This window comes from Streptomyces natalensis ATCC 27448 (assembly GCF_000935125.1).
Classification (GTDB): Bacteria; Actinomycetota; Actinomycetes; order Streptomycetales; family Streptomycetaceae; genus Streptomyces; species Streptomyces natalensis.
Window position 1 is genome coordinate 65,660 of record NZ_JRKI01000009.1, and the last position, 24,545, is coordinate 90,204.

Below are 24,545 nucleotides of genomic sequence, written 5' to 3' on the forward strand. Positions count from 1 at the left end.
CCGGTGCTAGGACTTGAGAGAGCGGAGTCCATCGAGAACCCTCTCCAGGATCTGCCGGTCGAATTGCTCGGCTTCGGGAATAGGGACACGGGCGAAGAGCCGCCCGGCATCGACGAGATCGGCCACCAGCACCTTCACCACACTGACGGGCAGCGAGAGATGGGCGGCGACCTCCGCCAGAGACAGGGCCCCGGGCTGCAACAGCTCCAGGATGCGCCGTTCTTCGGGGCGCACCTCGCTGGTGATCGGCATCCCGGAGCTGTGCAGCAGGGAGAGCCGGTCGAGGGTGTTGCGGCTGGGGCGCGCACGACCGCCGGTGGCCAGATAGGCCGGTACCAGGCGCCTGTTGCTCTGGCGGGGCGTCATGCGGAGTTGCCCAGGTCCCGGGCCGGGCTGTTCATGACCTTGGCGCCGAGGGTCGACACCTGGACCTGCATATGGTGTGCGACGACGCCCATGTTGACCTCCGGCGCGGCGAAGACGGCCAGGCAGGTGTTCTCGCCGGCGGGTATCGCGAAGACCCAGCCCTCCTCCGACTCGATCACGGTCTGCCGCAGCCGGGCGTCCTGCTGCTCGGTGAAGGCCGCGGTGACCGCCCGGCCGGCGCCCTGGAGCGCGGACATCATGGCCGCCACGCCTTCGGCGGCGTCCCGCTGGAGCCCCGGTGAGCAGCCCTCGATGAAACCGTCGCCGGAGATGACGGCTGCGTGGATAACATGCGGCAGCTCCAGAAGAGGCGCCAGCACCCAGGACTTGTCCTCGATGCTACGGCGGCGAGCGGGGGCGGGGGTGTTCATTACTGGGGGTTCCCTTCGGGACTGCGAGGGGGCTGTGACTGCTGCGCGGCAACCCGGCCGGATTCGGTGCCCTGCTGGAGCGCGGCCCAGCGGGAGGCGGTCTCCTCCGGGGTGCGCTGCGGCGCGGTGCGCGGGGTGTTCTGGTCGAGCTCGGACATCGGCTGACGGCGGCGCCGACGGGGAAGTTCGGGCTCGCCGGCGGAGGCGGCGTCGAATCCGGCACCGGCGTGATCGAACCCGCTACGGGCGGCGTCGAATCCGGCATCCGAGGAGTCGAACCCGGTACGGGCGGCATCGAACCCGTCACCAACGGAGTCGAATCCGGTGCCCAGGTCCGAGCCGCCACCGAGGTCGGAGCCGCCACCGAGGTCCGAACCGCCATCGAGGTCCGAACCGGCGGCCGGAGCCGAACCGGCGTCATGGGCGGCGGCCCCGTACGTCCCGCCGCCCAGTAGCTCCGCCGGGTCGGGCGCCGGTGCGCTGACGGGCGCGGGGGCGGGCGACGGTGCGGGAGAGGGCGCGGGAGCCGGGGGCTGGGCCGCGGCGTGCCCCGGGTTGCGGGTCGGCAGCGTGCCCCGGTCCTGCGCGGGGGACCGATGCGGGGTCGGCGCCATCACGGACATGGGCTGGTGGCTCTCGTCGAGGACGGTCAGCAGGGGGTCGCCGGGGATGTACACGATCGCACGGACACCTCCGTAGGGGGACGACTCGATGTGCACCCGGTAGCCGTACTGCCGCACCAGCTGGCCGGCCGCCGCGAACCCGGAACGCGGCGGGTCGCCGAGCTGGGTGAGCAGCAGCTGCTCGTCACCGGACAGCAGCTTCGCGGCGTGCGCCAGCTCCTCCTCGTGCATCCCGACGCCGTAGTCGTCGATGATGACGGAGGCGCCGCGGTTGCCCTGCTGGAGGGTGACGCTGATGGGCAGTTCCTGGTGCGAGTGGTGCAGTGCGTTGGCCAGCAGCTCGGTGACGGTGATCGCGATCGGCTCGACGGCACGGGCGACCACGGCGATCGGGTCGCGCAGCTGGTTGGTGATCTGGACGCGCTCGTAGCCGCGCAGCCGGGAGGTGGCGCCGACGACCAGTTCGGCCAGGTACGAGTCCTCGCGGGTCAGGCCGGGCCAGGCGCCGCACACCACACCGGTGGCCTGAATGCGCCGCAGCGCCTGCTCGTTGAGGAAGTCGGCGGAGAGCAGGTCCTGGGCGACGTTCGGGTCGTCGTAGCGGTGCTGCATGCCCTGGAGCTGGGTCTGGAGCTGGTACAGCAGCGCCTGGATGGTGGTGGTGGCGCCCCGCAGCGTGGACTGGGCGGCGGCGTCGACCCGCTCGCGCTCCTTCGTCACGGCCTCGGCGATCTGCTCCAGCACCGCGCTCAGCGCCTGATCGGTCTCCGACCCGGCGAACCGGGTGTCCAGCAGCCCCCGTACGGGCACATGCGGATGCGCCAGCGCCAGGGTGAGGTCGGGGAGCCGGGCCCCCGCCAGGTGTCGGATCTCGGCCTCGGTCGCCCGCAGCCGGGCCGTCAGCTCCGTATTGGCGTGCAACGAAGCGGAGTTCTGCTCCTCAGCGGTGCTGAGACGTTGCTTCAAGGCGGCGCTGTGCATCCTCGCGCGGGCCACAAGCGCCGCGAGTACGACGGCGGCGGCCGTTCCAGCGCTGAGGCACCACAACAGCGCCTCGGGTATGGATGTCATCGGGATCCTCGGGTGGGGGAAGGTGACCGCCGGCGGGCCACAGCAGTGTGTTCGCCGATCATCACGCGATGCTACCGGGGACCTGACGTCCTGTGAGGCCCTCACCATGGCCTGCGTGAGAAATTCCGGAAGGTCGTGTTCCGCCCTGTGTGGGTGGACGGGGATACGTTTCAGCACTGCGGTCCGATGCGGACGGCGGGGCCGATGTACGTTTTCGGTCGGTTCGTCAACTACCGTTCAACTCACGGGACTTGACGGCTCGTCGCAGATGAGGCCCACCGGCGTCCGGGATGACCAGGGGCCGGGCCGCCGGACTCCATGAGCTTCGTGGAATGGGGCATAGCCGCGTGGGCATCATGCGCGCGGGGGATCACCTGGCCCGCCGCCCGCCGCCCGCCGCCCGCCGCCCGCCGCCCGCCGCCCGCCGCCCGCCGCCCGCCGACTGCGGGCTGCGGACGAGGGACGCGAGGTGATCGAGAGGCCACCGCTCCGTCACCGCGAAGCCACGAACAGTGAAAGCCCGTGACATCCCACCGGTGCAGGCCCGCCCGCGCCCATGCGCGAGAATGACCCCATGAGTCTGTTCCGCGACGACGGCATCGTGCTGCGCACCCAGAAGCTGGGTGAGGCGGACCGGATCATCACGCTGCTCACCCGGGGGAACGGGCGGGTGCGGGCCGTGGCCCGGGGCGTGCGGCGGACGAAGTCGAAGTTCGGGGCGCGGCTGGAGCCGTTCTCCCATGTGGATGTGCAGTTCTTCGCGCGGGGCGGCGAGCTGATCGGGCGCGGGCTGCCGCTGTGCACGCAGAGCGAGACGATCGCGGCGTACGGCGGCGGGATCGTGACGGACTACGCCCGCTACACCGCCGGGACGGCGATGCTGGAGACGGCGGAGCGGTTCACCGATCACGAGGGCGAGCCGGCCGTGCAGCAGTATCTGCTGCTGGTGGGCGCGCTGCGCACGCTCTCGCGCGGTGAGCACGCGCCACACCTCGTCCTGGATGCCTTCTTGCTGCGGTCCCTCGCCGTGAACGGTTATGCGCCAAGTTTCGACAGCTGTGCGCGGTGCGGAATGCCCGGCCCGAACCGGTTCTTCTCGGTCGCGTCCGGCGGTGTGATCTGCGGCGACTGCCGGGTGCCGGGCAGCGTCGTACCCTCCTCGGAGGCCATCGGCCTCCTGGGCGCGCTGCTGACCGGTGACTGGGAGACGGCCGATGCCTGTGAGGCGCGGCACGTCCGGGAGGGCAGCGGGCTGGTCGCGGCGTATTTGCAGTGGCACCTGGAGCGGGGTCTGCGCTCCCTCCGGTACGTAGAGCAGTAAGAACAAGAGCAAGCAAGCAGTTCGGCAGAGGAGACGTGGGGCGCATGGCAGTACGCGGCATTCTGGGGCGTAACCGACGCGAGTACGAGACGCCCGAGCCGCACCCGTCCGGTGCGCGTCCGCCGAGGATTCCCGGCGAGCTCGTCCCGAACCATGTGGCGATCGTGATGGACGGCAACGGCCGCTGGGCCAAGGAGCGCGGGCTGCCGCGCACCGAGGGGCACAAGGTCGGCGAGGGCGTCGTCCTCGACGTTCTCAAGGGCTGCATCGAAATGGGCGTGAAGAACCTTTCGCTCTACGCCTTCTCCACGGAGAACTGGAAGCGGTCGCCGGACGAGGTCCGCTTCCTGATGAACTTCAACCGGGACGTCATCCGCCGTCGCCGTGACGAGATGGATGCGCTGGGTATTCGTATCCGCTGGGTCGGGCGGATGCCGAAGCTGTGGAAGTCCGTCGTCCAGGAACTCCAGATCGCCCAGGAACAGACCAAGAACAACGACGCGATGACGCTGTATTTCTGCGTGAATTACGGCGGGCGCGCGGAGATCGCGGATGCGGCGGCGGCGATTGCGGCGGATGTGCGGGCCGGGAAGCTGGACCCGTCGAAGGTGAACGAGAAGACCGTCGCGAAGTACATGTACTACCCGGACATGCCGGATGTGGACCTGTTCGTCCGGCCGTCGGGCGAGCAGCGGACGTCGAATTACCTGATCTGGCAGAGCGCGTACGCCGAGATGGTCTTCCAGGACATTCTGTGGCCGGACTTCGACCGGCGGAACCTGTGGCAGGCATGCCTGGAGTACGCGAAGCGGGACCGCCGGTTCGGCGGGGCGCAGCTGGACGACGGCGAGTCCGCGGTCTAGCGACGCGCACCCCCCTGCCCCGGCACGTACGCCACCACGCGTCCGCCGACACGTACCACCGGCACCTGTGCCAAGGGGCCGCCTCCCCAGCCGGGAGGCGGCCCCTGCGACGTATGAGGCGTACGTCGTGTCGCTATTCCGCCGCCTTGGCCTTCTTCTCCGCGCACTCCCCGCACGTGCCGAAGATCTCGATCGTGTGCGCGACATCGCGGAAGCCGTGCTCCGCGGCGATCTGGTCGGCCCACTTCTCGACCGCGGGGCCCTCGACCTCGACGGCCTTGCCGCAGGTCCGGCACACCAGGTGGTGATGGTGGTCGTCGGTGCTGCACCGGCGGTAGACGGCCTCGCCGTCGCTGGTGCGCAGCACGTCCACCTCGCCCGCGTCGGCGAGCGACTGGAGCGTTCGGTAGACGGTGGTCAGCCCCACCGAATCGCCCCGGTGCTTGAGCATGTCGTGGAGTTCCTGCGCGCTGCGGAACTCGTCGACCTCGTCGAGTGCGGCCGACACCGCGGTGCGCTGCCGCGTCGACCGGCCGCGTACCGGAGATCCCGCGCTCGTCGCCACCGTTGCCTCCCTAGGACGTCACGTCTTCCCCCGCTGCGCTTCCCCCCGCGCTGCGTTCCGCCATTGTGCCAGGTGGCGAGCGGGCTCCAGGGAAGACGCCGACACGGGGCCGGAAGCTAGCCGCCCACGCTCACATCGTCGGCCGTCCGGCTGCCGGGTACCTCCAGGGTGCACCCCGCGCCCGTCGCCGCGGCAGCCCTGGCGCGTTTTTTCGCCAGCGGCGCGGCGAGGGCGGTGAACGCCACGAACAGGCCGATGGCGAAGAGGACGATGGTCGCGCCGGAGGGGACGTCGGCGTAGTACGAGGTGGCGGTGCCGGTGAGGGTGACCGTCACACCTATGGCGAGGGCCACCGCGAAGGTCATCGCGAAGCTGCGGCTGATCTGCTGGGCGGCCGCGACCGGGATCACCATCAGGGCGCTGACCAGCAGCAGGCCGACCACGCGCATGGCGACGGTGACGGTGACCGCGGCGGTGACGGCGACCAGGAGGTTCAGCAGCCGTACGGGCAGTCCCGTCACCCGGGCGAACTCCTCGTCCTGGCAGACCGCGAACAGCTGGCGGCGCAGCCCGACGGTGATCGCCAACACCAGCGCGGCCAGGACGCAGATGGCGGTCATGTCCTCGGGCGAGACGGTGGTGATCGAGCCGAAGAGGTAGCTGCTGAGGTTGGCGTTGGAGCCCGCGTCGGAGAGGTTCATCAGCATGACGCCGCCCGCCATACCGCCGTAGAACAGCATGGCCAGGGCGAGATCGCCGCGGGTCTTGCCGTACCAGCGGATCAGCTCCATGACGACGGAGCCGATGACGGCGACGGCGGTGGCGACCCAGACCGGGCTGGTGTTGAGCAGGAAGCCCAGGCCGACGCCGGTGAGGGCGACATGGCCGATGCCGTCGCCCATCAGGGCCTGGCGGCGCTGGACGAGGTAGATGCCGATGGCCGGGGCGGTGACACCGACGATCAGGGCGGCGAGCAGGGCCCGCTGCATGAAGGCGTAGTCGAGGATTTCCACGGTGGGCCCCTAGCTGAGCAGGCCGGTGCGGAGCGGTTCCGCGGCGGCGTCGGCGTGCGGGTGGACGTGATCGTGGCCGGGCAGCGCGTGCTGTCCCACGGCCTCGGGGGGCGGGCCGTCGTGGACGACGCAGCCGTCGCGCAGCACCACGGCGCGGTCGATCAGCGGCTCCAGCGGGCCCAGCTCGTGCAGGACGAGCAGGACGGTGGTACCGCGGGCGACCTGTTCACGCAGGGCGCCGGCCAGGACCTCCTGGCTGACGAGGTCGACGCCGGCCATCGGCTCGTCCATGATCAGCAGTTCCGGTTCGCCCGCGAGGGCGCGGGCTATCAGCACCCGCTGGTGCTGGCCGCCGGAGAGTGCGTTGACGGAGTCCTTGGCGCGGTCCGCCATGCCCACCAGCTCCAGCGCGCGGTGGACGGCGTCCCGGTCGGCCCGGCGCAGGATGCCCAGCTTCGTACGGGCCAGCCGGCCGGCGGTGACGACCTCGCGGACGGTGGCGGGCACGCCGCTGGAGGCGGTGGTGCGCTGGGGGACGTAGCCGATCCGGGCCCAGGCGCGGAACCGGCGGAATTCCGTACCGAAGAGGGACAGTTCGCCGCCGGTGAGCGTGACCTGGCCGATGACCGAGCGGACGGCGGTGGACTTGCCGGAGCCGTTGGCGCCGAGCAGGGCCACCACCTCGCCGCTGCGCACCGTCAGATCGACGCCGCGCAGGACGGGGCGGGCGCCCAGCGAGGCGGTGGCCGCGCGCAGGCTGATGACCGGCTCGCCGGGCCGGGGCGGGGTGGGCTCGTCCATGCTGATCTCCATGCTGGCCTCCGTGGTGCTCGGCATGCTGGCCTCCGTGGTGCTCGGCGTCGCGCGCCGTGCGGCGGGCGTCACTTGCTCTCGCCGAGCGCCTTTTGGAGCGCGGTCAGGTTGGCCCGCATCACGCCGAAGTAGTCCTTGCCGCGGGACTTCCCGGTGATCCCCTCAAGCGGATCGAGGACATCGGTCTTCAGATGCATGTCGCCGGCCAGGGTCTTGGCGGTGGCCGGGTTGGCGAGCGTCTCGAAGAAGACGGTGGAGACGTGGTGCCGCTCGGCGAGGGTGTGCAGATCCTTGATGCGGGCGGCGCTGGGCTCGGACTCGGGGTCGAGGCCGCTGATGGCCTCCTCGGTCAGGCCGTAGCGCTCGGCGAGGTAGCCGAAGGCCGCGTGGGTGGTGATGAAAGTGCCGGAGGCCCGGTTCTTCAGGCCGTCCCGGAAGTCCTTGTTCAGGGCGTCCAGCTTCTTGACCAGGGCGTCGGTGTTCTTCTGGTAGTCGGCCTTGTGCGCCGGGTCGGCCTTGGAGAGGGTCGCGTTCACGCCCTTGGCGACCTGGGCGAACTTCACCGGGTCGAGCCAGATGTGCGGGTCCTTGCCGGCCTCTTCCTCGTCGCCGGTGTGGCCGGAGTGGTTGTCGCCGGTGGTGTGGTGGCGGCCGTCGACCTCGTTGCCGTGCCGTTCGAGGCCGGTGAGGGAGGCGGCGTCGGCGACGTTCTTGACGCCGGACTGCGCGATGGCCTGGTCCACTGCGGGCTGGAGCCCCTTGAGGTAGACGATCGCGCCGGACTCGTCGAGCTGGGCGGTCTGCTTGGGCTTGAGCTCCAGGTCGTGCGGCTCGACACCGGGCCTGGTGAGGTTGGACACCTCGACGTGCGTGCCGCCGATCTGCTCGGCGAGGAACTGCATCGGGTAGAAGGACGCCGTCACCCGCAGCCTGCCGTCCGCCGTACGGGGCCCACCGGAGGAGGAACAGGCGGAGAGGGCCAGCAGACCGGCCACCGAGGCTCCGGCGATGACCGCGGTGGACAGGGAACGGCGTATGTTCATGACAGTCATTTTCAACAAGCTGGAAATGATTGTCAATACAGTGCGCCCCGGGTGTGAGCGGGACGACAGCGGACGGCCGGAACGGATTTGATCCGGGGGGTACGCCCGCCGGTAACCTGAACCATTCGCTGTTCGTCGTCGTAATGAAGAGAGCACCGTGGCCGCCGACAAGATCGATACCATCGTCAGCCTGAGCAAGCGCCGTGGCTTCGTCTACCCCTGCAGTGAGATCTACGGTGGCTCCCGCGCTGCCTGGGATTACGGTCCGCTGGGCGTCGAGCTCAAGGAGAACATCAAGCGCCAGTGGTGGCGCACCATGGTCACCTCGCGCGAGGACGTCGTCGGCATCGACTCGTCGGTGATCCTGGCCCCCGAGGTATGGCAGGCGTCCGGCCACGTCGCCACCTTCACCGACCCGCTCACCGAGTGCACCTCCTGCCACAAGCGCTTCCGCGCCGACCACCTGGAGGAGGCGTACGAGGCCAAGCACGGCAGGCTCCCCGAGAACGGCCTCGCCGACGTCAACTGCCCGCACTGCGGCAACAAGGGCGGCTTCACCGAGCCCAAGCAGTTCTCCGGCCTGCTCTCCACCCACCTCGGCCCCTCGCAGGACACCGCCTCGGTCGCCTACCTGCGTCCCGAGACCGCGCAGGGCATCTTCACCAACTTCATGCAGGTCCAGCAGACCTCCCGCAAGAAGCCCCCGTTCGGCATCGCCCAGGTGGGCAAGTCGTTCCGTAACGAGATCACGCCGGGCAACTTCATCTTCCGCACCCGCGAGTTCGAGCAGATGGAGATGGAGTTCTTCGTCAAGCCGGGCGAGGACGAGCAGTGGCAGGAATACTGGATGGAGCAGCGGTGGAACTGGTACCGCGACCTCGGCATCCGCGAGGAGAACATCCGGTGGTACGAGCACCCGAAGGAGAAGCTCTCCCACTACTCCAAGCGCACCGCTGACATCGAGTACCGCTTCAACTTCGGCGGCACCGAGTTCTCCGAGCTGGAGGGTGTGGCCAACCGGACGGACTTCGACCTCTCCGCCCACTCCAAGGCCTCCGGCCAGGACCTCTCCTACTTCGACCAGGAGGCCGGCGAGCGCTGGACTCCGTACGTCATCGAGCCGGCGGCCGGTGTGAACCGCGCGATGCTCGCCTTCATGCTCGACGCGTACATCGAGGACGAGGCGCCCAACGCCAAGGGCAAGATGGAAAAGCGCACGGTCATGCGCCTCGACCCGCGCCTGGCGCCGGTCAAGGTCGCGGTCCTGCCGCTGTCGCGCAACCCGCAGCTCTCCCCGAAGGCCAAGGGGCTCGCCGCCGACCTGCGCAAGAACTGGAACATCGAGTTCGACGACGCGGGCGCCATCGGCCGCCGCTACCGCCGCCAGGACGAGATCGGCACGCCGTTCTGCGTCACGGTCGACTTCGACACCCTCGACGACAATGCCGTCACGGTGCGTGAGCGCGACACGATGAAGCAGGAGCGGGTGGGCCTGGACCAGATCCAGTCCTACCTGGCCGGGCGTCTGCTGGGCTGCTGATCGCCCAGCCGTACGGTCACTGGTGCCGGGTCCCTCAACGGGGGCCCGGCACCGCGCCGTTGAGGGGTCAGGACCTGGCCCCCGCCCGTGCGGCGAGCACGCCGCACAGGGCCGCGAGGGGCAGTTCGGCGCCCACGGCCATGGCCATCGCGGTGGCCAGTTCCGCGCCGGGGGCGGCCGTGGCCACGTCGATGCAGGCGTCGGCCAGGAGGAGGACGGCCGCGGCGGCCGCGGGGGCGCGATGGCGGGGGTCGGCGCGCAGCAGGCGCGTGCCGGCGGCCAGGAGGCAGACGGCCTCCAGGGCGTCGAGGGTGACCCAGGCGGCCGCCTCGGCCGGCGGCAGGGTGCCCGCGAGGTAGCCGAGCCAGGGGAGCAGGGCCAGGCCCGCGCCCGCCAGGATGCGGCCCTGCCGACGGCGGACGCGGCCGCGGGACACGTCCCCGTGGGCGGCGCCCGCCGTTCCGTAACCGCCGTTGCTGACGGGCGGGTTGAAGGCGATGAGGGCCATGGCGGAGGTCTCTTTCGGTGTCGCGAACCCGGCCTTCGGGCTCGTGATCAAGACTCCGGTTTCCGGCGGCCACAGTCAGTAACGTCGCTGTCCGTCTTGGGGTGGCACCAGGTACACCCCCGGTACGGCAACGGGCTTCATGGCAGGTCACGGCGCCCGCCGCCTACCGTTGAATCATGAAAATCCCGCTCCGGTCGCGGCGTACGCTCACCCGGCTGACCCGCGATACGTCCTTCCTCGCCCTGGGGATCCCGCTGCATCTCCTCACCGGGTTCCTGCTGTTCATGATCTTCGGGCTCGGGGTGGACGTCATCATGGGGGTGGGATCTGACGAGCCGGTGGTCCTGGGGTTCGCCCTGGTGCTGACGGTCTTCTCCACGCCGGCGCTGACCGCCGCCCAGCGCTGGCGCTTCCGGCGGCTGCTGGGGATCGACATCCCCCGCCCGGTATGGCGGCGGCAGCAGCGGTCGTTCGGCTACCACTGCCTGGTCGGGGCGCTGCTCGGCGGGCTCGAAGTGCTGCTGCTGTCCCTGCTGTTGACGGGCGTGGCCGCCGCCACGGTGTACGTATGGTTGTGGGCGGTTCCCTGGCAGTGGCGGGTCGGCCACCCCGGCTACAGCACCCAGGCGTTCTACGTCACCCTCGCCGGTCTTGCCGCGCTGGCCGCCGTCCCGGCCCTCGCCGCGGCCCTGGTACGGCTGGAGACCCACCTCGGGCCCGCGCTGCTGGGGCCCGACCCGAGCGAGGACCTGGAGCGGCGGGTGGCCGACCTCACCGAGAGCCGGGCCGGGGCGGTGGACGCCGCCGATGCCGAGCGCCGCCGTATCGAGCGGGATCTGCACGACGGCGCCCAGCAGCGGCTGGTGTCGCTGGCGCTGAATCTGGGGCTGGCCAAGGCGACGCTGACACAGCTGCCGCCGGAGGCGCGGGAGGTGATCGACGCGGCGCACCGCGAGGCGAAGGACGCGATCGAGGAGCTCAACAACCTGGTGCGCGGGCTGCATCCGGCCGTGCTGGACGAGCGGGGGCTGGACGCGGCGCTGTCCGGGCTCGCGGCCCGGGCGCCGCTGCCGGTGCGGCTGAGGGTGGATCTGCCGCCGGAGCTGTCCCGGCTGGCGACGCCGGCCGTCGAGGCGGTCGCGTACTTCGTGGTCTCCGAGGCGCTGACGAACGTCGCCAAGCACGCACGGGAGGCGACCAGGGCGGAGGTGACGGTCACCCGGCTCGGCGGGATACTGCGGGTGGTGATCGCCGACGACGGAGTGGGCGGCGCCGAGCCGTCCAAGGGGACCGGCCTTACGGGGCTCGCACAGCGGGTGCGATCGGTGGACGGAACATTCCGGATGAGCAGCCCCGTGGGGGGCCCGACCATGATGAGCGTGGAGCTGCCGTGCATGAGGTAAGCCCTGGGACGGACGAGGGAAGCCCCGGGACAAAGGCCGCCGTGCGGCGTGCCGTGATCGCCGAGGACTCCGTTCTGCTGCGGATCGGGCTGGTCAAGGTGCTGGAGATGGCTGGTTTCGAGGTGGTCGCGGAGACGGGGGAGGCTCAGGGGCTGCTGGCGGCGGTCGCCGAACACCGGCCGGACATCGCGCTGGTCGACGTCCGGATGCCGCCGGGCTTCACGGACGAGGGGGTGCGGGCCGCGCTGTCGATCCGTCAGCAGTGGCCCGCGACCGCCGTGCTGCTGCTCTCCCAGTACGTGGAGGAGCGCTATGCGGCCGATCTGCTCGCGGCCAACACCAGCGGGGTGGGCTATCTGCTCAAACAGCGGGTCGCGGACGTCGAGGAGTTCATCGAGGCGCTGCGCAGGGTGGCGGCCGGCGGTACGGCCCTGGACCCGCAGGTCGTCGCCCAGCTGCTGGTACGGCGCCCCAGCGACCCGCTCGAACGCCTCACCGCCCGCGAGCGCGAGGTCCTGGCCCTGATGGCCGAGGGTCGGTCGAATGCGGGCATCGCCGCGCAGCTGGTGGTGAGCGAGAGCGCGGTGGCCAAACACATCAACAACATCCTGGCGAAGCTGGACCTGCCGAAGGCGGACGCGGACCACCGGCGGGTGCTGGCGGTGCTGCGGTTCATGGGGATGGGGGAGTAACGGGCGGGGGCGGGGAGCGGCGGGTTGCGGGGAAGGGCGGGTCATCGCGCCCACGAGGGGGCGAACTCCACGTGGATCTGCTCGCGCCGGTCGGACAGATCCGGCCAGGAGTAGAGCGCGCGGCAGACGTGGTAGTTGCAGCCGCCGTTGAGGTAGAGACCGCTCGCCGCGGCGGGCGGCCCGTCCTTCGTGACGGCGAAGACCTCCCGGGCCGCCTCCCGGAACGCCGTCGGCCCGCCGGTCAGCACCAGCGTCCTGGCGTGGACGTGCTGGCCGAGCCGGTCCTCGCTTCCGGGGGCGTACGGGGCCGGGCGGGCCGCGGCGTCGTGCACACCTCCGTCGTGCTCCGCCTCCGGCAGGTCGCTCGCGGGCACCCGCGCGGTGCGCAGCTCGCGGGGGGCGTTCGCCGCGTTGACACGCGTGCGCAGCTGCTTCCAGAAGGACGGCCGCAACTGCACCGCACGGTGGGCCAGGACGAGATCGAGAGGCTCCTCGTCCCCCCCCCGGCCGAACCAGGGCTCGGGAGCCGTGGCCCGTAGCGGCAGATAGACCACGGAGCGCGGGGAGCGCGCCGCCAGCAGCAACAGGGTGCCGATGCGGCGGCCGTCGGGCCGGTCCACGAGCAGGTCGTACCCTTGGCGCGCCCGGTACAGCGCCCCGTTCTTCAGCGGCCCGGCCGGGCGGATCACCCGGTGGTCGGCGCCGTCCTGCCGCACCCGCTGCACGGCGATCTTCACCCGGAAGTCGTCCCGGGTCAGCGCGGCCCCGGCTGTCTTCGATGCGCTCACGCCACTTCCTCCCTCCCGCCGCCGAGGGTAGCGGTGCCGCGCCCCGCCTCAACGGGGTTTCTGCTACCGGGAGTTGGGCGTGGCGACGTACGGGGGGCGCCCCGGGTACCGGCCCGGCGCGGGTGGGTAGTTCCCCGGGACCGGCCCGGCGCGGGTGGCCGGCGCCCGGGTGACCGGGTGGCCGGCCCGGATCGGGTGGGGTCGCTACGCCTGCAACCCCCGCAGGATCAGGTCGCGTACGGCCTCGAAGTCGGCGGTGATGCCCGGGTGGGACCACTCGGGTGCGTAGCAGGGGTCGTGGAAGCGGCCGGTGGCGGAGAAGACGGCATGGGCGGTGGTGGCGGGGGAGGGGGTGTGGAAGGTGCCCTCGGAGACGCCGGCCTCGATGATCGTGGTGAGCTGGGATTCCAGGTCGGTGACATGGCGGTCGACCACGCCGCCGCTCTCGCCGATCAAGGTCATATAGGTGGCGAAGAGTTCGGGGTCGTCGCCGGCCTTGTGCCGCTTGGCCTCGAAGAGGGCGGCGAGCCAGCGGCGCAGCCGGTCGTCGGCCGGGCCCTCGTCCGCGACGATGCCGGACAGCTCCTGGCTCGTACGGTCCAGCCAGCGCTCCGTGACCGCCTCCCGCAGCGCCGTCTTGGTGCGGAAGTGGCGGTAGACGCTGCCGTGGCTCACCCCCAGGGCGCGGGCGACATCCACGACCGTGGCCTTGGCCGGGCCGTAGCGGCGCAGCACCTCCTCGGTGGCTTCGAGGATGCGCTCGGGGGTCAGTGTCTCGGGGGCCATGGGGCGGGCCGGCCTTTCGGAGGAGAGGGGACGGGCGGGGGAGGGACCGCTGGCGGATACCAGCATCCGGCAGCGGCTCCGCGGACCCGGCGGCGGGCACACCGCACGGGTACGCACACCGGCCGGCCGCCGCGCCGGACAGTACGGACCGTACCCGCCGTGCCCGCCCCTCGCCCCGGGCGGTCACCGCTCGCTGTCGAGGTGAGCCATCTGCCCGGCCGGGTAGCGCTCGCCGGCGGCGGCGCCGGCCGGGACCGCGCGCTCGATCGCGGCCAGATCGTCGGCGTCCAGCGTGACGTCCAGCGCCCCGAGCGCCTCGGTCAGCCGGTCGCGGCGGCGGGCGCCGACCAGCGGAACGATGTCCTCGCCGCGGGAGAGCACCCAGGCGATGGCGGTCTGGGCGACCGTGATCCCCTTCTGCTCGGCGATCTTGCGCAGCGCCTCGACCAGGTCCAGATTGCGGTCGAGGTTCTCGCCCTGGAACCGGGGGCTCATACCGCGGAAGTCGTTCGCGGCGAGCTTGCGGTCGCGGGTGAAATGCCCGCTGATCAGGCCGCGGGACAGGACGCCGTACGCCGTGACGCCGATGCCCAGCTCGCGGGCGGTGGGCAGGATCTCGTCCTCGATGCCGCGGGAGAGCAGGGAGTACTCGATCTGGAGGTCGCTGATCGGGGCGACCGCGGCGGCCCGGCGCAGGCTCTCGGCGCCGACCTCGGACAGGCCGATGTGCCGGACGTGTCCGGCCTCGACCAGCTCGGCGATGGCGCCGATGGTCTCCTCGACCGGGACGTCCGGGTCGAGCCGGGCGATGCGGTAGATGTCGATGTGGTCGCGGCCCAGGCGCTGGAGGGAGTACGCGGCGAAGTTCTTCACCGCGTTCGGCCGGCCGTCATAGCCGGTGAAGCCGCCCTCGACGGTGCGCAGGGCGCCGAACTTGACGCTGACCAGGGCCTTTTCGCGGGCGGCGGCGGGGGCCGTGGCGAGCGCTTCGTTGATCAGCAGTTCGTTGTGGCCCATGCCGTAGAAGTCGCCGGTGTCGAGCAGGGTGATGCCCGCATCGAGGGCGGCGTGGACGGTGGCGAGGGATTCGGCGCGGTCGGCGTCGCCGTAGAGGGCGGACATGCCCATGCAGCCGAGGCCGAGGGCGGAGGTCTGGGGGCCGGTGGTGCCGAGGGTGCGGGTCTGCACGGAGTGCTCCTGAGGGGAGGGGGTGGGACGGGGCCGGGGTCGCCGGCCCGTGCATCCACTGTGACATGACGACTGACAGATTTCAATATTTGTCAGTCGTAAGGGTGGGGGGCGGAGAGAATGGGGAGAGCGGGGTGCCGAGCCCCCCGCGCCCGGCACCCCACCACCCCCCCCCGACCCGCGGCCCCCCGTCCCCTCCCCTCAGCGCACCGCCCGCGGCAGCCGCAGCGCCAGGAACGTGGTGCCTATGACGATCGCCAGCTGGGCGAGGAGCGCGGCGAGCAGTGCATCGCGGATGCCGGCCGACGGCAGCAGGGCGAGGAAAAGGGTGCCGAGGGTGGCCACACCCAGCGCGAGACCGGACTGCTGGGTCGTGACCATGACACCGCCGCCCACGCCCGCCTGGGCCGCCGGCAGTTCGCTCAGCACGATGCGCATCACGGTCGGCAGCAGCAGACCCTGGCCCACCCCCAGGACCGCCATGCTCGGCGCCAGACCGGCCACCGAGATACCGGGCCAGCCGGCGTGCACCGTCAGCGCCAGGGCGATCAGCCCGGTGCCCTGGATCAGCGACCCGGCGATCACCACCCGCCGCCCGAAGCGCTGCACCAGGCGCGGGCCCGCCAGCGAGGCGGCGAAATAGGCGATGCACAGGGGCGCGAGGGACACCCCGGCCGCCAGCGGCCCGTAGTGCAGCCCGCTCTGGAGCGCCACCGCCACCTCGAACATGAAGCCGCCGAACCCGATCGAGAACGGGATCAGCATGGCCAGGCCGCTGCGTACCGAGGGGATGCGCAGCAGGGACGGGGGCACCAGCGGGGTCCGGCCGACGCGTTCGGCGTGCCGCTCGACGAGGACGAACGCGAGGGCGGCGAAGGGGAAGACGGCCAGCAGCAGCCAGGACCACAGGGGCCAGCCGGCCGCCCGGCCCTCGGTCAGCGGCAGCAGCAGGGTGATCAGGGTCAGGGCGAGCAGCGCGGTACCGGGGCCGTCGACCCGGCTCGGATGCGGGGAGCGGGTCTCGGGAACCGTACGGACGGCCAGCAGCCAGGCCACGGCCGCGATCGGGACGTTCACCAGGAAGACGGCGCGCCAGCCGGTGCCCGCCAGGTCGGCCGAGACCAGCAGCCCGCCGAGCACCTGGCCGACGGCGCTGGAGACGCCCGCCGTGCCGCCGTACAGGCTGACGGCCTTCGCGCGGCCCCGCCCGGTGGTCGTGGCCTGGATGGTGGCCAGCACCTGGGGCAGCAGCAGCGCGGACGCGGCGCCCTGGGCCACCCGGGCGGCCACCAGGGTCCAGGCATCGGGCGCCAGCCCGCAGGCCAGGGACGTCAGGCCGAAGGCGGCCAGCCCCCACAGGAACAGCCGGCGGCGGCCGGCCATATCGCCGATCCGGCCGCCGAGGACGAGCAGCATGGCGTAGGCGACGCCGTAGCCGGCCACCACCATCTCCAGCATCGCGGGCCCCGCGTGCAGATCGTGGTCGATGGTCGGCAGGGCGACATTGACGATGAAGAAGTCGATCATCGGCAGGGCCGCGCCCAGGAGGACGGTCAGCAGGCCCGTCGGGGTCAGCAGCGGGGTGGCCGCCGAGCGGTGCCGGGCAGCAGTGGATGGCGCTGCGGGGACGGTAGTTGGGGCTTGGGTATCGCTCACGACATCTAAGATCGCGGCTCGCGCAGACTGGTACCAGAGCTTTCTTATCCTGGTACCAGTGCTACCTGGCAACCGGCTGAGGACTGCGGCAGGCTGGACCCATGAGCGCGAGCACGACCATCGGGAGCACCCGGGCGAAGCCTGCCACGACCCGTCCCGGCACCACCGCCCATCCCGGTATGGCCGGCCGCGGTACCGTCGGTCCCGGTACCGCCGGTCCCGGTGCCGCCGTCCCGCCGTACGGTGCCGCCCCGGGCGACGACACCGCCCGCCGCGCCGAGCTGGCCGCCTTCCTGCGCAGCCGGCGGGAGCGGATCACGCCGGAGCAGGTCGGGCTGCCGCGCGGCGCCCGCCGGCGCACCCCCGGGCTGCGCCGCGAGGAGGTCGCGCACCTGGGGGCGGTAGGCGTCACCTGGTACACCTGGCTCGAACAGGCCCGGGACATCCACGTATCGCCGCAGGTCCTGGACGCGGTGGCCCGTGCGCTGCTGCTGGACCGCGCCGAGCGCAGCCATCTCTTCGCGCTGGCCGGTGCGGTCGACCCGTTGCGCGGCACCGAATGCACGGGAGTGTCCAGGGAGTTGCGGCAGGTCCTCGACCAGCTCGCACCGTTCCCGGCGGTCGTCCAGAACAGCCGGTTCGACATCCTGGCCTACAACAGCACCTACGGGCGGCTGATGTGCGACTTCGACGCGCTGCCCGAGGAGGACCGCAACTGCATGTGGCTGGCGTTCATGAACGCCGAGTGGCGGGCGCGGACGGTCGATGTGGAGGCATCGAAGCGGGTGATGGCCGCCAAGTTCCGGGCGGCGATGGCCGAGCATGTCGCCGAGCCGGCCTGGAAGGCGCTGCTCGCACGGCTGACGGAGGCGTCGCCCGAGTTCCGCGAGATCTGGGCGCAGCACGAGGTCGTCCGCCCGGTGAGCTCCGTCAAGGTCATCCGCCACCCCCGGGTGGGAGACCTTCAGCTGTCCGCCAGCAGCCTGTGGACGGGGCCCAACCCGGGCCCCAAGGTGCTGACGTACACACCCGTGGACGACCTCACCCGCGAACGGCTCGGACAGCTGGACAAGCTGGCCGCCGCCGGGGCGTGAGCGGGCGGCCCGGGTGGCGCGGCCCTACGCCTTCGCCGCCGCGTGCCCGTCCCGCCGCTCCTCCTCGAACAGCGCCGCCGTGGTCCGCGCCGTGGCCCGCGCCCAGGGCCCGGTCGTCAGCGCGCCGAGCAGCAGGATCGCCGCCCCGCACCCCGCGATGATCCACCAGGCGGGCCGCCCCACCGCAAGGAACGCGCCCGTGCCGGCACTGGCCCGCGCGCCGCCGGCCAGTACGGCGCCGATCACCGCGACCCCCAGCGACTGCCCGACCTGGCGGCTGGTCGAGGCGACCGCGGCCGCCACCCCCGCCTGGGCGCGCGGCATCCCGGACACCGCGGTGTTCGTGATCGGCGCGTTGACCAGGCCGAAGCCGATACCGAACAGGACGTACCCGGTGAACAGCAGCGCCGTTGTCTTCTGCGCCTCGAACGCCGCGAACAGCACCCCGCTGGCCCCCATGAACGTCCCCGCGAGCAGCAGCGGAATCCGGGGCCCGCGGCTGCCGACCAGCCGCCCCGACAGCGGCGCACAGAGCCCCGTCATCCCGGCCATCGGGAGCATGTACAGCCCGGCGCTCAGGGCGGACAGCCCGCGCACATTCTGTAGATACAGGGTGTTCATGAAGAGGAAGCCGCCCAGCGCGGCAAAGGCGCACACCGCGATGACGGTGGCCCCGCTGAACGGTGCGCTGTGGAAGAACCGCAGGTCGATCAGGGGTTCGCGACGCCGTCGCTCATAGCCGATCAGCGTCGCCAGCGAGATCAGCGCCACCAGGACGAAGACGAGGATTTCCGCGGAGGCCCCGCCCTCGTCCGGGGCCTCGATGATCGCGTACGTCAGCGAGCCCAGCAGCGCGATCACCAGCAGCTGGCCCACGGGGTCGACCCGGCGCGGCCTGGGGGCGCGGGACTCGGGGACGTAGCGCAGGGTGAGGAAGAGCGCGAGCGCGCCGATCGGGACGTTGATCCAGAAGACCGACCGCCAGCCGACGGACTGCACCAGCAGCCCGCCGATCACCGGACCGGCGGCCATGCTTATCCCGACGACGCCGCCCCACACCCCGATGGCACGGGCCCGCTCACCCGGTTCGGTGAAGGTGTTGGTGATGATCGACATCGCGACGGGGTTGAGCATCGAACCGCCCACCGCCTGCACCATCCGGAACGCCACCAGCCACCCCAGGCCGGGCGCCAGACTGCACAGCAGCGAGCCGACGGAGAACACCACCAGTCCGACCAGGAAGATCCGCCGCCGCCCTAGCCGGTCCGCGGTCGATCCGGCCAGCATCAGCAGCGACGCCAGGACCAGCGTGTAGGCGTCGATCGTCCACTGCATCCCGGAGATCGAGGCGCCCAGCTCGTGCTGCATGGAGGGCAGCGCGACATTGAGGACGGTGTTGTCGAGGCTGACGATCAGCAGGCTCAGACAGCAGATCGCCAGCACTACAAGTCGTCGCCGGGGGCTGAGCTCGGGCATGGTTGAACGCTACAACGATCCGGGACCTGTGGCCCTGGCGAGGCTCGCCGCGTGGTGCGGGACAATGGGGCGCATGACGTCTTCGCTACAGATCGGCCCGCATACGGTGCAGCCCCCCGTGGTGCTCGCGCCCATGGCCGGGATCACCAATGCCCCGTTCCGGACCCTGTGCCGGGAGTTCTCCGGAGGCAAGGGCCTGTTCGTCAGCGAGATGATCACGACCCGGGCGCTGGTCGAGCGCAACGAGAAGACCATGCAGCTGATCCACTTCGACGCGACCGAGCAGCCGCGCTCGATCCAGCTGTACGGCGTAGACCCGGCCACCGTCGGCAAGGCCGTCCGCATGATCGCGGAAGAGGACCTCGCCGACCACATCGACCTCAACTTCGGCTGCCCGGTGCCCAAGGTCACGCGCAAGGGCGGCGGCTCCGCGCTGCCGTTCAAGCGCAATCTCTTGCGCGCGATTTTGCGGGAGGCGGTCACCGGCGCCGGGGACCTGCCCGTGACGATGAAAATGCGCAAGGGCATCGACGACGACCACATCACCTACCTTGACGCCGGCCGGATCGCCGTCGAGGAGGGCGTGACCGCCATCGCCCTGCACGGCCGCACCGCCGCCCAGCACTACGGCGGCACCGCCGACTGGGACGCCATCGCCCGCCTCAAGGAGCACGTCCCCGAGATCCCGGTGCTCGGCAACGGCGACATCTGGTCGGCCGGTGACGCCGTACGGATGATGCGCGAGACCGGCTGCGACGGCGTGGTCGTCGGCCGCGGCTGCCTGGGCCGCCCCTGGCTCTTCGGCGACCTGGTCGCCGCCTTCGAGGGCACCGGCGCGCCCAAGGCGCCCGGTCTGCGCGAGGTCGCCGCCGTCATGCTGCGGCACGCCGCGCTCCTGGGCGAATGGATCGGCGACGAGAAACGCGGCGTCATCGACTTTCGCAAGCACGTCGCCTGGTACCTGAAAGGTTTTGCGGTCGGCTCCGAGATGCGCAAACGGCTGGCCATGACCGGTTCGCTGGCCGAGCTGGAGGACGGCCTCGGTGAACTGGAACTCGACCAGCCCTGGCCGCAGGGCGCGGACGGCCCCCGCGGCCGTACCTCCGGCAACAACCGGGTGGTGCTGCCGGACGGCTGGCTCAAGGACCCCTACGACTGCGCGGGCGTCAGCGAGGACGCGGAGCTGGACACGTCGGGCGGCTGACACGCGGTCAGCGTCCGGCCGGGTGACATCCCGTGGCCCCTCAGGGCGGGGGATCCGGCCCGCGCGGCCCCGGCCGCGGTATCGATTGAGCCCGTACGGGTTCCGCGTACGGAACCGGGCGCGATCGAGGGAGAAGCCGTGGCGAGCGGTTACCGTTCCATCGGGGACACGGAGAAGGCGGTCCAGGCCAAGCTCGGCGACACACCCGTCCAGCACGCGCAGATGGCCGCGGTCGCGGGCATCTACCGCGCCGCGGCCGCCGTACGCCAGCACTTCGAGAACTCCGTCCTGCGCACGGTCGATCTGACCTGGACCTCCTTCGTCGTGCTGTGGGTGGTGTGGATCTGGGGCCAGATGGAGACCCGCCGGGTGGCCGAGGAGGCCGGGATCTCCAAGGGCACGCTCACCGGCGTCGCCCATACGCTCCAGGGCCGCGGCCTGCTGGAGCGCAGCGCCCACCCCAAGGACGGCCGGCTCGCCCTGCTCGCCCTCACCCCCGAGGGCGAGACGCTGATGACGCGTCTCTTCCCCCAGTTCCACGCCGAGGAGTCCTTCGTCACCGATGCGCTGGCCGAGGACGAGGTCCTGAACCTGGCGGACCTGCTGCGCCGGATCGTCGACCAGGTCGAAACGCATGGCGCGGACCGCCGGGCGGAGTTGCTGGGCGGCCAGGACCCACGCCCGCGGCGCAGCGGCCGGCGGCCGAAAGGGGCCTGAGAGCCGCGGAGGTCCTGAGGGCCGCGGAGGTCCTGAGAGCCGCGGAGGTCCTGAGAACCGAAGAGGCCCCAGGAACCGCACGAACTCCCGCCCCGTATACGAAACCGGGCGGCCCGGCGGGGATCCCCGCCGGGCCGGAACTATGGCCGGATCGCGTCACGCCGTGTCTCACAGCACGGGACGAGCAGCCGGTTCCCGGTCGATATGCCCGGGTGCCGACATCGCCGCACACCTTGATCATCTCGCGGAACAGGGTCCAAATGATGGAACCTGGTCACACATGAGCGCGTGATTCTCGCCACCCCTGATAGGGGTGCCGCTCACATGAGCACTTCATGGTCGACTCCACCTCTCCAATGATGGCACTGGGTGCCAGGCGAGAAGCGTTCGACTGATCAAGTGAACGATTGCAGTGAGTAACTGAATGGCCCGTTCCGACTGCGTAGCGGAATGATGACTTCAGATAGTGAACTTAAGCCAGCATGCAAGATCACCATCGATCCGCTGGCTGGCGCTCGGTTACGCACGTATGTCGACCAAGTGGACGTACCCATACGCCTTCGATCTGGGTATGTTCCTCGCCGTCAGGGCAGCCCGTCGGCGAGGAGTCAGTGCCGTGCCGGAAACACAAGATCCCCACGTAAACCCGAACGCGTCCGCGTCCGCGGCGGTGAAGTTCGTCTATGACTTCACCGAAGGCAACAGGGACCTCAAGGACCTCCTCGGTGGCAAGGGCGCCAACCTCGCGGAGATGACCAACCTGGGACTTCCCGTCCCTCCCGGCTTCACGATCACCACCGAAGCCTGCAAGGTCTACCTTGAGAGCGGCGCGGAGCCTGCGGCACTGCGTGCCGAGGTCTCCGAGCACCTCGATGCCCTTGAGCGGCAGATGGGCAAGAAGCTCGGCCAGGCCGACGACCCGCTGCTCGTATCGGTGCGTTCCGGTGCGAAGTTCTCGATGCCCGGCATGATGGACACCGTCCTCAACATCGGCCTGTCCGATGCATCGGTTTCCGGCCTTGCCACGCAGGCCGGCGACGAGCGCTTCGCGTGGGACTCCTACCGCCGCCTCATCCAGATGTTCGGCAAGACCGTGCTGGGCGTCGACGGCGAGCTCTTCGAGGAGGCCCTCGAAGACGCCAAGCGCGCCAAGGGCGTCGTCGTCGACGTCGACCTGGACGCGGCCGACCTTCAGGGCCTGGTCGGGCACTTCAAGGACATCGTCGCCAAGGAGACCGGCCGCGACTTCCCGCAGGACCCGCGTGAGCAGATGGACCTCGCCGTGCGCGCGGTCTTCGACTCGTGGAACACCGACCGCGCCAAGCTCTACCGCCGCCAGGAGCGCATCCCCGGCGACCTCGGCACGGCCGTCAACGTCTGCTCCATGGTCTTCGGCAACCTCGGCCCCGACTCCGGCACCGGCGTCGCCTTCACCCGCGACCCCGCCAGCGGCCACCAGGGCGTTTACGGCGACTACCTCCAGAACGCGCAGGGCGAGGACGTCGTCGCCGGTATCCGCAACACGGTCCCGCTCGCGGACCTGGAGCAGATCGACAAGGCGTCGTACGACCAGCTGATGCAGATCATGGAGACGCTCGAAACGCACTACAAGGACCTGTGCGACATCGAGTTCACCATCGAGCGCGGCAAGCTGTGGATGCTCCAGACCCGCGTCGGCAAGCGCACCGCCGGTGCCGCCTTCCGCATCGCCACCCAGCTCGTCGACCAGGGCCTGATCGACGAGGCCGAGGCCCTCCAGCGGGTCACCGGCGGACAGCTGGCGCAGCTGATGTTCCCCCGCTTCGACCTGGACGCGAAGTCCAAGACGATCGGCCGTGGCATCGCCGCCTCCCCGGGCGCGGCCGTCGGCAAGGCCGTCTTCGACTCCTACACCGCCGTCAAATGGTCGCGTTCGGGCGAGAAGGTCATCCTCATCCGCCGCGAGACCAACCCCGACGACCTCAACGGCATGATCGCCGCCGAGGGCATCCTCACCTCCCGCGGCGGCAAGACCTCGCACGCCGCCGTCGTCGCCCGCGGCATGGGCAAGACCTGCGTCTGCGGCGCCGAGGAGCTGGAGGTCGACACCAAGACCCGCCGGATGACGACCCAGGAAGGGACCGTCATCGAGGAGGGCGACGTCGTCTCCATCGACGGCTCCACCGGCAAGGTCTACGCCGGCGAGGTGCCGGTCGTGCCGTCCCCGGTCGTCGAGTACTTCGAGGGCAAGGTCGACGCGACCTCCGCCGACGCCGACGACCTGGTCAAGTCCGTGCACCGGCTGATGACGTACGCGGACTCCCAGCGCCGCCTGGCCGTGCGCACCAACGCCGACAACGCCGAGGACGCCGCCCGCGCCCGCCGTTTCGGCGCCCAGGGCATCGGCCTGTGCCGCACCGAGCACATGTTCCTCGGCGAGCGCCGCGAACTGGTCGAGCGCCTCATCCTGGCCGACACCGACGCCGACCGGGACGCCGCACTCGACCAGCTGCGGCCGCTCCAGAAGGCCGACTTCACCGAGCTGTTCGAGGCGATGGACGGGCTGCCGGTGACCGTACGGCTGCTGGACCCGCCGCTGCACGAGTTCCTGCCCGACATCACCGACCTGTCGGTGCGCGTCGCGCTCGCCGAGGCCCGCCACGAGAAGCACGAGAACGACCTGCGCCTCCTCCAGGCCGTGCACAAGCTGCACGAGCAGAACCCGATGCTGGGTCTGCGCGGTGTCCGCCTCGGACTGGTCATCCCCGGCCTGTTCGCCATGCAGGTACGGGCGATCGCCGAGGCCGCGGCCGAGCGCAGCAAGGCGGGCGGCGACCCGCGCGCCGAGATCATGATCCCGCTGGTCGGCACCGTCCAGGAGCTGGAGATCGTCCGCGAGGAGTCCGAGAAGGTCATCGCCGAGGTCGCCGCCGCCGCGGGCGTACGGCTCGACCTGGCCCTCGGCACGATGATCGAGCTGCCCCGCGCCGCGCTGACGGCCGGTCAGATCGCCGAGTCGGCGGACTTCTTCTCCTTCGGTACGAACGACCTGACGCAGACGGTCTGGGGCTTCTCCCGCGACGACGTCGAGGCCAGCTTCTTCACCGCCTACCTGGAGAAGGGCATCTTCGGCGTCAGCCCGTTCGAGACCATCGACAAGGACGGCGTGGGCTCCCTGGTCCGCAGCGCCGCAGCGGCCGGCCGGGCCACCCGCCCGGACCTCAAGCTCGGCGTCTGCGGTGAGCACGGCGGCGACCCGGAGTCGGTCCACTTCTTCCACGAGGTCGGCCTCGACTACGTCTCCTGCTCCCCGTTCCGCATCCCGGTCGCACGGCTGGAGGCGGGCCGCGCGGCGGCCGAGTCGCAGGGCAGCGACAGCCGCTGACCGAAACGGGTGCCGCGGCC

General features: G+C 71.1%; 22 protein-coding genes. 9 read left to right on the forward strand and 13 right to left on the reverse strand.

The annotated features are described in order from the left end of the window. Nucleotides 1-6: 6 nt before the first annotated feature. Genes SNA_RS06970 through SNA_RS06980 form a run of 3 tightly spaced genes read right to left on the reverse strand, consistent with a single transcriptional unit; the run spans nt 7 to nt 2,491 of the window. On the reverse strand, nt 7-366 hold the full coding sequence (locus SNA_RS06970; RefSeq protein WP_030067962.1) for a DUF742 domain-containing protein: 360 nt from the start codon (nt 364-366) through the stop codon (nt 7-9). Next, nucleotides 363-797 carry a roadblock/LC7 domain-containing protein gene (locus tag SNA_RS06975; RefSeq protein ID WP_030067961.1) on the reverse strand — a complete coding sequence of 145 codons (435 nt, stop codon included), beginning with the start codon at nt 795-797 and terminating at the stop codon, nt 363-365. Before SNA_RS06975 ends, SNA_RS06970 begins: the two co-directional genes overlap by 4 nt. After that, nucleotides 797-2,491: an ATP-binding protein gene (locus SNA_RS06980; protein WP_044363844.1), complete on the reverse strand. Its 1,695-nt coding sequence runs from the start codon at nt 2,489-2,491 to the stop codon at nt 797-799. The genes SNA_RS06975 and SNA_RS06980 overlap by 1 nt, the downstream gene beginning before the upstream one ends. 574 nt (nt 2,492-3,065) lie before the next feature. Here SNA_RS06980 and recO point away from each other — a divergent pair. Together recO and SNA_RS06990 are read left to right on the forward strand one after the other, a co-directional pair. After that, a complete protein-coding gene (gene recO / locus SNA_RS06985) occupies nt 3,066-3,812 on the forward strand; it encodes a DNA repair protein RecO (RefSeq protein WP_044363845.1) in 747 nt (248 codons plus the stop codon). 44 nt (nt 3,813-3,856) lie between these two features. Beyond that, on the forward strand, nt 3,857-4,675 hold the full coding sequence (locus SNA_RS06990; protein ID WP_044363846.1) for an isoprenyl transferase: 819 nt from the start codon (nt 3,857-3,859) through the stop codon (nt 4,673-4,675). 133 nt (nt 4,676-4,808) lie between these two features. Here SNA_RS06990 and SNA_RS06995 read toward each other — a convergent pair whose 3' ends face one another. The 4 genes from SNA_RS06995 to SNA_RS07010 all read right to left on the reverse strand — a co-directional run bounded on the left by SNA_RS06995 (nt 4,809) and on the right by SNA_RS07010 (nt 8,109). Next, the gene (locus tag SNA_RS06995; protein ID WP_030072952.1) at nt 4,809-5,240 is read right to left on the reverse strand and encodes a Fur family transcriptional regulator; all 432 of its coding nucleotides are present in this window, start codon (nt 5,238-5,240) and stop codon (nt 4,809-4,811) included. 116 nt (nt 5,241-5,356) lie between these two features. Continuing rightward, a complete protein-coding gene (locus tag SNA_RS07000) occupies nt 5,357-6,253 on the reverse strand; it encodes a metal ABC transporter permease (protein ID WP_030072950.1) in 897 nt (298 codons plus the stop codon). Between the two features lie 9 nt (nt 6,254-6,262). Next, a complete protein-coding gene (locus tag SNA_RS07005; RefSeq protein WP_030072948.1) occupies nt 6,263-7,054 on the reverse strand; it encodes a metal ABC transporter ATP-binding protein in 792 nt (263 codons plus the stop codon). 80 nt (nt 7,055-7,134) lie between these two features. Next, nucleotides 7,135-8,109 carry a metal ABC transporter substrate-binding protein gene (locus tag SNA_RS07010; protein WP_030072946.1) on the reverse strand — a complete coding sequence of 325 codons (975 nt, stop codon included), beginning with the start codon at nt 8,107-8,109 and terminating at the stop codon, nt 7,135-7,137. A 157-nt stretch (nt 8,110-8,266) separates the two neighbouring features. Between SNA_RS07010 and SNA_RS07015 the strand changes: the two genes are divergently transcribed. After that, entirely contained in the window at nt 8,267-9,649 is a 1,383-nt protein-coding gene (locus SNA_RS07015) for a glycine--tRNA ligase (RefSeq protein WP_030072944.1), read from the forward strand. A gap of 67 nt (nt 9,650-9,716) precedes the next feature. Here SNA_RS07015 and SNA_RS07020 read toward each other — a convergent pair whose 3' ends face one another. Beyond that, a complete protein-coding gene (locus SNA_RS07020) occupies nt 9,717-10,157 on the reverse strand; it encodes a hypothetical protein (protein WP_078969738.1) in 441 nt (146 codons plus the stop codon). 176 nt (nt 10,158-10,333) lie between these two features. Here SNA_RS07020 and SNA_RS07025 point away from each other — a divergent pair, with 176 nt between their 5' ends. Next, on the forward strand, nt 10,334-11,560 hold the full coding sequence (locus SNA_RS07025) for a sensor histidine kinase (RefSeq protein ID WP_044363848.1): 1,227 nt from the start codon (nt 10,334-10,336) through the stop codon (nt 11,558-11,560). A gap of 53 nt (nt 11,561-11,613) precedes the next feature. Further along, nucleotides 11,614-12,252: a response regulator gene (locus SNA_RS07030; RefSeq protein ID WP_044364026.1), complete on the forward strand. Its 639-nt coding sequence runs from the start codon at nt 11,614-11,616 to the stop codon at nt 12,250-12,252. Between the two features lie 41 nt (nt 12,253-12,293). Here SNA_RS07030 and SNA_RS07035 read toward each other — a convergent pair whose 3' ends face one another. The 4 genes from SNA_RS07035 to SNA_RS07050 all read right to left on the reverse strand — a co-directional run bounded on the left by SNA_RS07035 (nt 12,294) and on the right by SNA_RS07050 (nt 16,670). Further along, nucleotides 12,294-13,040 carry a hypothetical protein gene (locus SNA_RS07035; protein WP_044363850.1) on the reverse strand — a complete coding sequence of 249 codons (747 nt, stop codon included), beginning with the start codon at nt 13,038-13,040 and terminating at the stop codon, nt 12,294-12,296. 204 nt (nt 13,041-13,244) lie between these two features. Continuing rightward, the gene (locus SNA_RS07040) at nt 13,245-13,826 is read right to left on the reverse strand and encodes a TetR/AcrR family transcriptional regulator (RefSeq protein WP_030072934.1); all 582 of its coding nucleotides are present in this window, start codon (nt 13,824-13,826) and stop codon (nt 13,245-13,247) included. Between the two features lie 183 nt (nt 13,827-14,009). Beyond that, a complete protein-coding gene (locus SNA_RS07045) occupies nt 14,010-15,014 on the reverse strand; it encodes an aldo/keto reductase (RefSeq protein ID WP_030072932.1) in 1,005 nt (334 codons plus the stop codon). Between the two features lie 201 nt (nt 15,015-15,215). Next, the gene (locus tag SNA_RS07050) at nt 15,216-16,670 is read right to left on the reverse strand and encodes an MFS transporter (RefSeq protein ID WP_044363852.1); all 1,455 of its coding nucleotides are present in this window, start codon (nt 16,668-16,670) and stop codon (nt 15,216-15,218) included. 179 nt (nt 16,671-16,849) lie between these two features. Between SNA_RS07050 and SNA_RS07055 the strand changes: the two genes are divergently transcribed. Continuing rightward, nucleotides 16,850-17,764 carry a helix-turn-helix transcriptional regulator gene (locus SNA_RS07055; RefSeq protein ID WP_078969761.1) on the forward strand — a complete coding sequence of 305 codons (915 nt, stop codon included), beginning with the start codon at nt 16,850-16,852 and terminating at the stop codon, nt 17,762-17,764. Nucleotides 17,765-17,788: 24 nt separating this feature from the next. Here the strand turns inward: SNA_RS07055 and SNA_RS07060 are convergent, their stop codons facing one another. Beyond that, nucleotides 17,789-19,240 carry an MFS transporter gene (locus SNA_RS07060; RefSeq protein WP_044363854.1) on the reverse strand — a complete coding sequence of 484 codons (1,452 nt, stop codon included), beginning with the start codon at nt 19,238-19,240 and terminating at the stop codon, nt 17,789-17,791. Between the two features lie 73 nt (nt 19,241-19,313). Here SNA_RS07060 and dusB point away from each other — a divergent pair, with 73 nt between their 5' ends. From dusB to ppdK, 3 genes are all read left to right on the forward strand, one after another. Beyond that, nucleotides 19,314-20,444 carry a tRNA dihydrouridine synthase DusB gene (dusB, locus tag SNA_RS07065; protein WP_044363856.1) on the forward strand — a complete coding sequence of 377 codons (1,131 nt, stop codon included), beginning with the start codon at nt 19,314-19,316 and terminating at the stop codon, nt 20,442-20,444. Between the two features lie 138 nt (nt 20,445-20,582). Then, nucleotides 20,583-21,161, forward strand: a complete 579-nt coding sequence (locus tag SNA_RS07070; RefSeq protein ID WP_030068765.1) for a MarR family winged helix-turn-helix transcriptional regulator — start codon at nt 20,583-20,585, stop codon at nt 21,159-21,161. 616 nt (nt 21,162-21,777) lie between these two features. Next, a complete protein-coding gene (gene ppdK / locus SNA_RS07075) occupies nt 21,778-24,525 on the forward strand; it encodes a pyruvate, phosphate dikinase (RefSeq protein WP_044363859.1) in 2,748 nt (915 codons plus the stop codon). Nucleotides 24,526-24,545 lie beyond the last annotated feature (20 nt).